We start from the raw sequence: 12,183 nt of genomic DNA, 5'->3' as shown, positions 1-12,183 counted from the left end.
CCCCTAAGTTGAAAGCCGGTGAGGCAAAAACAAGCGGCCATTGTAGCGAGCAGGCGTCCACTTATCCACACGCAGGTTCATCCTCATCCACGATTTATCAATGCGTTAACCCTTAAAAAGACGACAGGTGGTCAGTGGATAAGCTCTGTGGATAACCGGCCCTGAGGTCGTTGTACAAGTGGAGGGGAAACTCGGTGGATAAGCGCCCTGTGGATAACCCGCCTTTCCACACACAGCTTATCCGACCCCGCAGCACAGGCTTGGCACTGCTTTCCCCTGTAGTTGTCATTCTCTGTACATGGCGATTTAAAAGGGCTAAACGCAGTTATCCACAGAAAGGAGGCTGCCTAGCTTTTATAAGATTCACAGAAAAAGCTTTAAATAATTCCCTTCTTTATTTCTATATCTTGCGCGACGGGGTCCAGGGTCAGAAGCTTGAACATCTATTTAAAGGAAACGTTGGTTGGAAATTGACCTACGGGCTTGCTTTCTCTAGAATCCCCGGTCTCTTAAAACGGGGGCCATTCCGGCCCGTTGTGGACGAACCAGGTAACACGACATGAAACGTACTTTCCAACCAAGCACTATCAAACGCGCTCGTACCCACGGTTTCCGTGCTCGCATGGCTACCAAGAACGGTCGCGCCGTCCTGTCGCGTCGTCGCGCCAAAGGTCGTGCGCGTCTGGCAGTTTGATAATCCGGCACTGGAGGTGAGTCAGGACTTCAGTCGGGAAAAGCGTCTGCTTACACCCCGGCATTTCAAGGCAGTCTTTGACTCCCCTACCGGCAAGGTTCCGGGGAAAAATCTCCTGCTCCTTGCGCGCAGCAACGATCTCGATCACCCCCGTCTCGGGCTGGTTATCGGGAAAAAGAGCGTCAAGCTCTCCGTGCAGCGCAACCGCCTCAAACGTCTGATGCGCGAATCGTTCCGACTGAATCAGGATTCACTGGTCGGATGGGACATCGTTATCGTCGCGCGCAAAGGTTTGGGGGACGTAGAAAACCCTGAACTGATTCAGCATTTCGGCAAACTCTGGAAACGTCTGGCCCGTAACAAGCCAGCAACACCAGTCAACACCGAAACTGCAGGGGTAGACAGTCCCGATGCGTAAACTGGCACTCGTTCCGATCCAGTTTTACCGCTACGCCATTAGTCCCCTGATGGCCAGTCACTGTCGTTTCTACCCCAGCTGCTCCTGCTACGCGTACGAAGCCATAGAAAATCATGGCCTTCTGCGCGGTGGCTGGCTGACCTTTCGTCGTTTAGGTCGCTGTCATCCGTGGAATCCCGGCGGTTATGACCCGGTTCCGCCTATCCCTACCTCCCGTTCTTCTTCGATGGCCGAGTAATCATGGATATCAAACGCACGATCCTGATCGTCGCCCTGGCAATCGTGTCCTACGTCATGGTTCTTAAATGGAACCAGGATTATGGCCAGGCTGCCCTGCCGACTCAGAATGTTGCAGCCAGCAATACCGCACCGAGCCTGCCGGACACCACTTCCGGTACCAACGCTGCCAGCAGTGATGACATTCCACGCGCGGCGAGCGATACCAGTGCGCCTGCCGAAGCCCCGGTGGCTGCAAGCAAGGATCTGATCCAGATCAAGACTGACGTGCTCCAGCTGGCAATCGATCCACAGGGGGGTGACATCGCCCAACTGACGCTGCCGCTTTATCCACGTCGCCAGGATCATCCGGACATTCCGTTCCAGCTGTTCGATAACGGTAACGAGCGGACCTATCTGGCCCAGAGCGGCCTGATCGGCGCCAATGGTCCGGACGCCAGCCCGGCCGGTCGTCCGGTCTACGCTTCGGAGAAGAAGAGTTATCAACTGGCCGACGGTCAGGATCAATTGGTCGTGGACCTGAAGTTCAGCAAGGATGGCGTCAACTACATCAAGCGTTTCACCCTGAAACGTGGCCTGTACGACGTGGTCGTGTCCTACCTGATCGACAACCAGAGCGCCCAGCCCTGGTCCGGTGCGATGTTCGCGCAGTTGAAGCGAGATGCCAGCGCCGATCCTTCCTCCAGCACCGCCACCGGCACCGCGACTTACCTGGGCGCCGCCCTGTGGACAAGTTCGGAGCCGTACAAGAAAGTGTCCATGAAAGACATGGACAAGGCGCAGCTCAAGGAAACCGTGCAAGGTGGCTGGGTTGCCTGGTTGCAGCACTATTTTGTAACCGCCTGGATCCCGCAGAAGGACGAAAGCAATATCGTCCAGACCCGCAAGGACAGCAAAGGCAACTACATCATTGGCTACACCGGTCCTGCATTGACCGCTGCGCCGGGTGCCAAGGCTGAAACCAGCGCTACGTTGTATGCCGGTCCAAAAAGCCAGGCTGTACTGAAACAGCTGTCCCCAGGTCTGGAATTGACCGTGGACTACGGTTTCCTGTGGTTCATTGCCCAGCCGATCTTCTGGCTGTTGCAACATATCCACAGCATCGTCGGTAACTGGGGCTGGTCGATCATCTTCCTGACCATGCTGATCAAGGGGTTGTTCTTCCCATTGTCGGCCGCCAGTTACAAATCCATGGCTCGCATGCGTGCCGTGGCACCGAAACTGGCCGCTCTGAAAGAGCAACATGGCGATGACCGGCAGAAAATGTCCCAGGCCATGATGGAGCTGTACAAGAAAGAGAAGATCAACCCGCTGGGTGGTTGCTTGCCGATTCTCGTACAGATGCCTGTGTTCCTGTCGCTGTACTGGGTTCTGCTGGAAAGCGTAGAGATGCGCCAGGCGCCGTTCATGCTGTGGATTACTGACCTGTCGATCAAGGATCCGTTCTTCATCCTGCCGATCATCATGGGCGCCACCATGTTCATCCAGCAGCAGCTGAACCCGACGCCTCCGGACCCGATGCAGGCGAAGGTCATGAAGATGATGCCGATCATCTTCACCTTCTTCTTCCTGTGGTTCCCGGCCGGTCTGGTGCTGTACTGGGTTGTGAACAACGTGTTGTCCATTACTCAACAGTGGTACATCACGCGTAAGATCGAATCGGCTACGAAGAAAGCCGAGGCGTAACTTGCACTGTGGATAACCACACAAAACGCCCCCTAGTGGGGCGTTTTGCTATCTGTCACTTTTGTCTGGATACCGGTTTATGAGCACACCTCGTGAAACCATCGCCGCCGTTGCCACCGCCCAAGGTCGCGGCGGCGTTGGCATCGTCCGCATTTCGGGCCCCCTGGCCAGTGTCGCGGCCAAGGCCATCAGCGGTCGTGAGCTCAAGCCACGGTTTGCTCACTACGGCCCATTCTTCAGTGACGACCAGCAGGTGCTCGACGAAGGCCTCGCGCTGTATTTCCCGGGGCCGAATTCATTCACCGGTGAAGACGTGCTGGAACTGCAGGGCCACGGCGGACCCATCGTGCTGGATATGCTGCTCAAGCGTTGCCTTGAACTCGGTTGTCGCCTGGCCCGGCCGGGGGAATTCAGTGAAAGGGCCTTCCTCAACGACAAACTCGATCTGGCCCAGGCCGAAGCGATTGCCGACCTGATCGAAGCCAGTTCGGCCCAGGCTGCCCGCAATGCCTTGCGCTCCTTGCAGGGCGCGTTCTCCCAGCGTGTGCACGGCCTGACCGAACAACTGATCGGCCTGCGAATCTACGTCGAGGCCGCCATCGACTTTCCCGAAGAGGAAATCGACTTCCTCGCCGATGGCCATGTACTGAGCCTGCTCGACAAAGTGCGTGATGAGTTATCCACAGTACTGCGGGAAGCGGGACAAGGTGCCTTGTTACGCGACGGCATGACCGTGGTGATCGCCGGCCGACCGAATGCCGGCAAATCCAGCCTCCTCAATGCCCTCGCAGGCCGTGAGGCGGCGATTGTCACGGAGATCGCCGGCACCACCCGGGACATCTTGCGTGAACATATCCACATCGACGGCATGCCGCTACACGTTGTGGATACCGCCGGGTTGCGCGATACCGATGACCAGGTGGAAAAGATTGGCGTTGAGCGGGCACTGAAGGCCATTGGCGAGGCCGATCGCGTGTTGCTGGTGGTCGATGCGACGGCACCGGAAGCGGATGATCCTTTTGCGCTGTGGCCCGAGTTCCTCGAAGTGCGCCCGGACCCGGCGAAAGTCACGTTGATCCGTAACAAAGCCGACCTGACCGGCGAAGCGATCGTCCTCGAGGTCAGTGCCGATGGCCACGTGACCATCAGCCTGAGCGCAAAAGCCGCGGGAGAGGGCCTGGAACTGCTGCGTGAACATCTCAAGGCCTGCATGGGCTACGAGCAAACCTCGGAAAGCAGCTTCAGCGCCCGGCGTCGTCACCTCGAAGCCTTGCGTCATGCCAGCGCCGCGCTGGAACACGGTCGCGCACAGCTGACGCTGGCAGGTGCCGGCGAATTGCTGGCCGAAGATTTGCGCCAGGCCCAGCAGTTCCTGGGGGAAATCACCGGCGCCTTCAGCTCCGATGACTTGTTGGGCCGGATTTTCTCCAGCTTTTGCATCGGTAAGTAAGTCCTCCTCCAAACGGGCTGCACATTGCGTTCCCTGCGGCCCGGCTTCTCTTTTCTTTCTCTCGATTGCCTTTCATGGCGGCTTGCCCATGGGCGGATTTGCGTTCCGTTTGTGGATTAAGCCCTGTGAGTAACTGACGTTGAGCTCAGTTGATAAACCCCCTCGAAAAGTGAAGACAACCCGCTCTGTGGATAACCTATCACTTAATCCACAGGCTTACACCGGTTATCCAACCCCCTCAGCGCCAGATGACCACAGGGTTCAGGATCTCTGTACACATTGAAAATAAAGGCGTACAGAGGTTTATCCACAGAAAGGTTGGGCAGTAAGAATAAACATAAAAACAAAGATTTTATAAATTTCTTTCTTTTTTATTTTTTTAACCGCGAGTTCTCCACAGCTGGTTAAATTTTGTGCAAAGGGTTCTTTAGGAAAGGGGAAGTCCCTATACTTGCCGACCTGGTCCAGAAAACGTTCGGACCAGGCTCATAACCTATTTCCGAATTACCTGAATTAAGCAGGCACGAGGTGCGTGGTGGATTTCCCTTCCCGTTTTGAAGTGATCGTCATCGGCGGCGGTCATGCCGGTACCGAGGCAGCACTTGCATCAGCGCGCATGGGTGTAAAAACCCTGCTGTTGACGCATAACGTGGAAACCCTCGGTGCCATGAGCTGCAACCCGGCCATCGGTGGCATTGGCAAAAGCCATCTGGTCAAGGAAATCGACGCCCTCGGCGGGGCGATGGCGATGGCTACCGATAAGGGCGGTATCCAGTTTCGCGTGTTGAACAGCCGCAAAGGCCCCGCGGTACGGGCCACTCGTGCCCAGGCCGACCGGGTCTTGTACAAGGCGGCTGTCCGCGAAATTCTGGAAAACCAGCCGAACCTGTGGATATTTCAACAAGCGGCCGATGATCTGATCGTCGAACAGGACCAAGTTCGTGGTGTTGTCACCCAGATGGGCCTGCGTTTCTTCGCCGATTCCGTGGTGTTGACCACCGGGACCTTCCTCGGCGGACTTATCCACATCGGCATGCAGAACTACTCCGGCGGCCGCGCGGGCGATCCACCGTCGATTGCCTTGGCTCAGCGTCTGCGTGAATTGCCCCTGCGCGTAGGTCGCCTGAAAACCGGTACGCCGCCGCGAATTGACGGTCGGTCCGTGGATTTCTCGGTCATGACTGAACAACCGGGTGATACGCCGATCCCGGTGATGTCCTTCATGGGATCGAAAGAGCAGCACCCGCAACAGGTGAGCTGCTGGATTACCCACACCAATGCCCGTACCCACGAGATCATTGCCGCCAACCTGGATCGCTCGCCGATGTATTCCGGTGTGATCGAAGGTGTCGGTCCTCGTTATTGCCCGTCGATCGAAGACAAGATCCATCGCTTTGCCGACAAGGAAAGCCATCAGGTCTTCATCGAACCGGAAGGCCTGACGACCCATGAGCTTTACCCCAACGGGATCTCGACTTCCCTGCCGTTCGATGTGCAGTTGCAGATCGTGCAGTCGATCCGTGGCATGGAAAACGCGCACATCGTTCGTCCGGGCTACGCCATCGAATACGACTACTTCGATCCCCGTGACCTGAAGTACAGCCTGGAAACCAAAGTCATCGGCGGCCTGTTCTTTGCCGGGCAGATCAACGGCACCACCGGCTACGAAGAGGCCGGGGCCCAGGGTTTGCTGGCCGGGACCAACGCTGCCTTGCGCGCTCAGGGCAGGGACAGCTGGTGCCCGCGTCGCGATGAAGCGTACATCGGTGTACTGGTGGACGACCTGATTACCCTGGGCACCCAGGAACCGTATCGGATGTTCACCTCCCGAGCGGAATATCGCCTGATCCTGCGCGAAGACAATGCCGATCTGCGCCTGACCGAGAAAGGCCGCGAGCTGGGTCTGGTGGATGACGTGCGTTGGGCCGCGTTCTGCAAAAAACGCGAAGAGATCGAACTGGAAGAACAGCGGCTGAAAAGCACCTGGGTTCGTCCCGGTACCGAACAGGGTGATGCCATCGCGGCAAAGTTCGGCACGCCGCTGACGCACGAATACAACTTGCTCAACCTGTTGAGCCGGCCGGAAATCGATTACGCCGGGCTGGTGGAAGTGACCGGTCAGGGCGCGGATGATCCGCAGGTCGCCGAACAGGTCGAGATCAAGACCAAGTACGCCGGCTACATCGACCGCCAGCAGGACGAAATTGCCCGTCTGCGCGCCAGCGAGGACACCAAACTGCCTGTGGATATCGATTACACGGTCATTTCCGGCCTGTCGAAGGAAATCCAGAGCAAGCTCGGCACAACCCGACCGGAAACCCTGGGTCAGGCGTCGCGCATCCCTGGCGTAACCCCGGCGGCGATTTCCCTGTTGATGATTCACTTGAAAAAACGCGGCGCGGGCCGTCAGTTGGAGCAAAGCGCTTGAGTTCGATGGTCACCTCGCAACACGCCGAAGAGTTATCCACAGGTGCCCGCCAACTCGGGGTCAGCCTGAACGAAGCCCAGCACGCGCAACTGCTGGGTTACCTGGCGTTGTTAATCAAATGGAACAAGGCCTACAACCTCACCGCCGTGCGCGATCCGGATGAAATGGTCTCGAGGCATCTGCTCGACAGCCTCAGCGTGATGTCTTTCATCGAAAACGGTCGCTGGCTCGATGTGGGCAGCGGCGGTGGCATGCCAGGCATCCCGCTGGCGATCCTGTTTCCGGACTCACAAGTGACCTGCCTGGACAGCAACGGCAAGAAAACCCGCTTCCTGACCCAGGTCAAACTCGAGCTCAAGCTGGACAACCTGCAAGTTATCCACAGCCGGGTCGAAGCGTTTCAACCTGCACAGCCGTTCAACGGGATCATCTCCCGGGCATTCAGCAGTATGGAGAACTTCAGCAACTGGACTCGCCACCTGGGCGATGTCGAAACACGCTGGCTGGCAATGAAGGGCGTCCATCCGGCCGATGAGCTGGTAGCATTGCCGTCGGATTTCCACCTCGATAGCGAACACGCCCTGGCCGTACCCGGTTGCCAAGGCCAACGCCATCTGCTGATACTGCGCCGCACGGCATGATTGGGAACACAAGCAAGAATGGCTAAGGTATTCGCGATAGCGAACCAGAAGGGTGGTGTGGGCAAGACCACCACCTGCATCAACCTCGCAGCATCCCTGGTCGCCACCAAGCGCCGGGTGCTGTTGATCGACCTTGATCCACAGGGCAACGCCACCATGGGCAGCGGTGTGGATAAACATGGCCTGGAGAACTCCATCTACGATGTCCTGATCGGTGAATGCGATCTGGGCCAGGCCATGCACTTTTCCGAGCACGGCGGTTATCAACTGCTGCCGGCCAACCGTGACCTGACGGCGGCCGAAGTGGTGCTGCTGGAAATGCAGATGAAAGAAAGCCGTCTGCGCAGCGCATTGGCGCCGATCCGGGAGAACTACGATTACATCCTGATCGACTGTCCGCCGTCGCTGTCGATGCTGACCCTCAACGCCCTGGTGGCCGCCGATGGGGTCATTATCCCCATGCAGTGCGAGTACTTCGCCCTGGAAGGGTTGAGCGACCTTGTGGATAACATCAAGCGCATCTCCGAATTGCTGAACCCGGACCTGAAGGTCGAAGGCCTGCTGCGGACCATGTATGACCCGCGCCTGAGCCTGATGAACGACGTATCGGTGCAGCTCAAGGAACACTTCGGCGAGCAACTCTACGACACGGTCATCCCACGTAACATCCGCTTGGCCGAAGCTCCGAGCTACGGCATGCCGGCCCTGGCCTACGACAAACAATCCCGTGGTGCGCTGGCTTACCTGGCCCTGGCGGGCGAAATGGTTCGCCGTCAGCGCCGCAACCCACGCACCGCTGCCGCCCAGCCAACTTAAGGAAACCCCATGGCCGTCAAGAAACGTGGTCTCGGACGTGGACTGGACGCGCTGCTCAGCGGTCCCACGGTCAGCGCGCTGGAAGACCAGGCCGTACAGGCCGATCAGCGTGAGCTGCAACACCTGCCGCTGGACCTGATCCAGCGCGGCAAATACCAGCCGCGCCGGGACATGGACCCGCAGGCGCTGGAAGAACTGGCCCAGTCGATCAAGGCCCAAGGCGTGATGCAGCCGATCGTGGTCCGGTCGATCGGCAACGGGCGCTTCGAGATCATTGCCGGCGAACGCCGCTGGCGCGCCAGTCAGCAGGCCGGACAGGAAACCATTCCGGCGATGGTGCGCGACGTATCGGATGAAACCGCCATCGCCATGGCGCTGATCGAAAACATCCAGCGTGAAGACCTCAACCCGATCGAGGAAGCGGTCGCCCTGCAGCGCCTGCAACAGGAGTTCCAGCTGACGCAGCAACAGGTCGCCGAGGCGGTGGGCAAGTCCCGCGTGACCGTGGCCAACCTGTTGCGTTTGATTGCATTGCCGGAAGTCATCAAGACAATGCTCTCCCATGGCGACCTGGAAATGGGTCATGCCCGGGCCTTGCTCGGTTTGCCGGAAAATCAACAGGTTGAAGGGGCGCGACATGTTGTCGCACGAGGCCTGACCGTGCGCCAAACCGAGGCACTGGTTCGCCAATGGTTGAGCGGTAAACCAGCCCCTGTCGAAGCCCCCAAAGCGGACCCGGATATCGCTCGTCTGGAACAGCGTCTGGCCGAGCGGCTGGGCTCTACGGTGCAGATTCGCCACGGCAAGAAGGGCAAGGGGCAATTGGTAATCGGTTACAACTCCCTCGATGAGCTGCAAGGCGTCCTCGCGCACATTCGTTGAAACAATTGCTCTTGTAGCGTGCAGTCGGAAATCACTACCTGGCAGTTGAATAGGGGCAGAACCGCCCCTATACTCTGCGCGCATTTTGTCGGCACAAATTATGCCAAGTTATTGATTTCAGGCAGCCGACCATTGGAGAGCAAAAGCGATGGAAACCCGCACGCCAAACCGCCTGCCATTCCATCGTCTGGCTGTTTTCCCGGTGTTGATGACCCAACTGGTCGTTGTACTGATCGCCTCATTGGCGCTCTGGCAATGGAAAGGAGTCGTCGCCGGATACTCGGGCCTTTGCGGAGGCCTGATAGCCTTGCTCCCCAATATTTATTTCGCTCACAGGGCATTTCGGTTTTCCGGCGCCCGAGCAGCCCAAGCCATCGTCCGGTCTTTTTATGCCGGCGAGGCGGGGAAACTGATTTTGACGGCAGTGCTGTTTGCACTGACGTTCGCAGGTGTGAAGCCGTTGGCACCACTGGCTGTATTCGGTGTCTTTCTGTTGATCCAAATGGTCAACTGGTTCGCTCCCCTGCTAATGAGAACAAGACTTTCGAGACCTTAGGGCGTTTGAGGCAACCATGGCAGAGACAACCGCTTCGGGCTATATCCAGCACCACTTGCAGAACCTGACCTTCGGTCAGCTACCCAACGGCGGCTGGGGCTTTGCCCACTCCGCAGCAGAAGCCAAGGAAATGGGTTTCTGGGCTTTCCACGTCGATACCCTCGGCTGGTCGGTCGCGCTGGGTCTGATCTTCGTTTTCCTTTTCCGCATGGCAGCCAAGAAGGCGACTTCGGGCCAGCCAGGTGCCTTGCAGAACTTCGTTGAAGTCCTGGTCGAGTTCGTCGACGGCAGCGTGAAGGACAGCTTCCACGGTCGTAGCCCGGTGATCGCACCGTTGGCACTGACCATCTTCGTCTGGGTGTTCCTGATGAACGCCGTCGACCTGGTACCGGTCGACTGGATTCCTCAACTGGCCATCCTGATCTCCGGAGACCACCACATCCCGTTCCGCGCCGTGTCGACCACCGACCCGAACGCGACCCTGGGCATGGCGTTCTCGGTTTTCGCACTGATCATTTTCTATAGCATCAAGGTCAAGGGCATCGGCGGCTTCATCGGCGAACTGACCCTGCACCCGTTCGGCAGCAAGAACATCCTCGTTCAAGCCCTGCTGATCCCGGTGAACTTCCTGCTGGAGTTCGTGACCCTGATCGCCAAGCCTATCTCTCTGGCTCTGCGTCTGTTCGGTAACATGTATGCCGGCGAACTGGTGTTCATCCTGATCGCTGTGATGTTCGGCAGCGGCCTGCTCTGGCTCAGTGGCCTGGGCGTTGTACTGCAGTGGGCGTGGGCTGTATTCCACATCCTGATCATCACCCTGCAGGCGTTCATCTTCATGATGCTGACCATCGTTTACCTGTCGATGGCGCACGAAGAAAACCATTAAGGCCAGTCTCGACTAGTCTGATGTCCTTCCCGGTCAAACGGGAAGGGGCCCGAACAGGCCATGACAAAACGATTTGTTTTACCGCTTTAAATTAAAAAAACCTAAACCATACGACGTAAAAGTCGGGAGGAAAGATGGAAACTGTAGTTGGTCTAACCGCTATCGCTGTTGCACTGTTGATCGGCCTGGGCGCACTGGGTACCGCAATTGGTTTCGGCCTGTTGGGCGGCAAGTTCCTGGAAGGCGCTGCGCGTCAGCCAGAAATGGTTCCAATGCTGCAAGTCAAAATGTTCATCGTTGCCGGTCTGCTCGACGCCGTAACCATGATCGGTGTTGGTATCGCTCTGTTCTTCACCTTTGCGAACCCGTTCGTTGGTCAGATCGCTGGCTAATTACTCGGATCTCTCGAGTAGTTTGGTGTGATGGACAACGTAACTGCGAGGTGTTGGCGTGAACATTAATGCGACCCTGATTGGCCAGTCCGTTGCGTTCCTGATTTTTGTACTGTTCTGCATGAAGTTCGTATGGCCTCCGGTCATTGCGGCGCTGCACGAACGTCAAAAGAAGATCGCTGATGGTCTGGACGCTGCCAGCCGAGCAGCTCGCGACCTGGAGTTGGCCCATGAGAAAGTGGGTCAGCAACTGCGCGAAGCGAAAGCTCAGGCAGCTGAAATCATCGAGCAAGCCAAGAAACGCGGTACCCAGATTGTCGACGAAGCCCGTGAACAGGCCCGTGTCGAAGCTGACCGTGTGAAGGCTCAGGCTCAAGCCGAGATCGAACAGGAACTGAACAGTGTCAAAGACGCGCTGCGTGCCCAAGTGGGTAGCCTGGCCGTTGGCGGTGCTTCGAAGATCCTGGGTGCCACAATCGATCAAAACGCGCACGCAGAGCTGGTTAACCAACTGGCTGCTGAAATCTAAGCGAGGGCGATCATGGCAGAACTGACCACGTTGGCCCGACCTTACGCTAAGGCGGCCTTCGAGCACGCTCAGGCCCACCAGCAACTGGCCAATTGGTCAGCCATGCTCGGCCTGGCAGCAGCGGTGTCGCAAGACGACACCATGCAGCGCGTGCTCAAGGCCCCGCGACTGACGAGCGCAGAAAAGGCCGCCACGTTCATTGACGTGTGCGGCGACAAGTTCGATGCCAAGGCACAGAATTTCATCCACGTCGTTGCTGAAAACGACCGTCTCCCGCTTCTGCCGGAGATCGCCGCCCTGTTCGACCTGTACAAGGCCGAGCAGGAGAAATCGGTAGACGTGGAAGTCACCAGTGCTTTTGCATTGAACCAAGAACAGCAAGACAAACTCGCCAAGGTTCTCAGTGCACGACTCAACCGGGAAGTGCGCCTGCAAGTCGAGGAAGACAAGTCCCTCATAGGGGGCGTTGTAATCCGCGCCGGCGACCTGGTTATCGATGGCTCGATTCGCGGCAAAATCGCGAAACTTGCCGAAGCATTGAAATCTTGAGTTTGAAGGGGCAGCAGAG

At 57.7% G+C, this 12,183-nt stretch carries 14 protein-coding genes; all 14 read left to right on the top strand.

Annotation, left to right across the window (positions count from 1 at the left end; all coding sequences use genetic code 11):
* The first annotated feature begins 559 nt into the window (after positions 1–559).
* The 14 genes from rpmH to LOY35_RS28310 all read left to right on the top strand — a co-directional run bounded on the left by rpmH (position 560) and on the right by LOY35_RS28310 (position 12,164).
* On the top strand, positions 560–694 hold the full coding sequence (rpmH, locus tag LOY35_RS28375; protein ID WP_003213577.1) for a 50S ribosomal protein L34: 135 nt from the start codon (positions 560–562) through the stop codon (positions 692–694).
* Positions 695–710: 16 nt separating this feature from the next.
* Positions 711–1,112, top strand: coding sequence for a ribonuclease P protein component (gene rnpA / locus LOY35_RS28370; RefSeq protein ID WP_258633768.1), 402 nt, complete (start codon positions 711–713; stop codon positions 1,110–1,112).
* Complete coding sequence (gene yidD / locus LOY35_RS28365) at positions 1,105–1,350, top strand: membrane protein insertion efficiency factor YidD (RefSeq protein WP_010465488.1); 246 nt, start codon at positions 1,105–1,107, stop codon at positions 1,348–1,350. Before rnpA ends, yidD begins: the two co-directional genes overlap by 8 nt.
* Before the next feature lie 2 nt (positions 1,351–1,352).
* On the top strand, positions 1,353–3,035 hold the full coding sequence (gene yidC, locus LOY35_RS28360) for a membrane protein insertase YidC (RefSeq protein ID WP_258629450.1): 1,683 nt from the start codon (positions 1,353–1,355) through the stop codon (positions 3,033–3,035).
* Between the two features lie 79 nt (positions 3,036–3,114).
* Entirely contained in the window at positions 3,115–4,485 is a 1,371-nt protein-coding gene (gene mnmE / locus LOY35_RS28355; protein ID WP_258629448.1) for a tRNA uridine-5-carboxymethylaminomethyl(34) synthesis GTPase MnmE, read from the top strand.
* A 535-nt stretch (positions 4,486–5,020) separates the two neighbouring features.
* Positions 5,021–6,913, top strand: a complete 1,893-nt coding sequence (gene mnmG / locus LOY35_RS28350; protein ID WP_258629446.1) for a tRNA uridine-5-carboxymethylaminomethyl(34) synthesis enzyme MnmG — start codon at positions 5,021–5,023, stop codon at positions 6,911–6,913.
* Between the two features lie 5 nt (positions 6,914–6,918).
* The gene (gene rsmG, locus LOY35_RS28345; RefSeq protein ID WP_258633765.1) at positions 6,919–7,554 is read left to right on the top strand and encodes a 16S rRNA (guanine(527)-N(7))-methyltransferase RsmG; all 636 of its coding nucleotides are present in this window, start codon (positions 6,919–6,921) and stop codon (positions 7,552–7,554) included.
* 18 nt (positions 7,555–7,572) lie between these two features.
* A complete protein-coding gene (locus LOY35_RS28340) occupies positions 7,573–8,370 on the top strand; it encodes a ParA family protein (protein WP_024777783.1) in 798 nt (265 codons plus the stop codon).
* A gap of 9 nt (positions 8,371–8,379) precedes the next feature.
* Positions 8,380–9,252: a ParB/RepB/Spo0J family partition protein gene (locus tag LOY35_RS28335; protein ID WP_258629443.1), complete on the top strand. Its 873-nt coding sequence runs from the start codon at positions 8,380–8,382 to the stop codon at positions 9,250–9,252.
* Positions 9,253–9,400: 148 nt separating this feature from the next.
* The gene (locus LOY35_RS28330) at positions 9,401–9,808 is read left to right on the top strand and encodes a F0F1 ATP synthase subunit I (RefSeq protein ID WP_258629441.1); all 408 of its coding nucleotides are present in this window, start codon (positions 9,401–9,403) and stop codon (positions 9,806–9,808) included.
* A 16-nt stretch (positions 9,809–9,824) separates the two neighbouring features.
* Positions 9,825–10,694, top strand: coding sequence for a F0F1 ATP synthase subunit A (gene atpB / locus LOY35_RS28325; RefSeq protein ID WP_024777786.1), 870 nt, complete (start codon positions 9,825–9,827; stop codon positions 10,692–10,694).
* A gap of 134 nt (positions 10,695–10,828) precedes the next feature.
* On the top strand, positions 10,829–11,086 hold the full coding sequence (gene atpE, locus LOY35_RS28320) for a F0F1 ATP synthase subunit C (protein WP_003097235.1): 258 nt from the start codon (positions 10,829–10,831) through the stop codon (positions 11,084–11,086).
* Between the two features lie 58 nt (positions 11,087–11,144).
* The gene (locus LOY35_RS28315) at positions 11,145–11,615 is read left to right on the top strand and encodes a F0F1 ATP synthase subunit B (protein ID WP_030139033.1); all 471 of its coding nucleotides are present in this window, start codon (positions 11,145–11,147) and stop codon (positions 11,613–11,615) included.
* Between the two features lie 12 nt (positions 11,616–11,627).
* Positions 11,628–12,164: a F0F1 ATP synthase subunit delta gene (locus tag LOY35_RS28310; protein WP_003187192.1), complete on the top strand. Its 537-nt coding sequence runs from the start codon at positions 11,628–11,630 to the stop codon at positions 12,162–12,164.
* Positions 12,165–12,183: the final 19 nt, after the last annotated feature.

Source organism: Pseudomonas sp. B21-028 (assembly GCF_024749045.1).
Taxonomy (GTDB): domain Bacteria; phylum Pseudomonadota; class Gammaproteobacteria; order Pseudomonadales; family Pseudomonadaceae; genus Aquipseudomonas.
The sequence above is the reverse complement of the archived record's forward strand: the minus strand, read 5'-3'. Positions and strand labels throughout refer to the sequence as shown.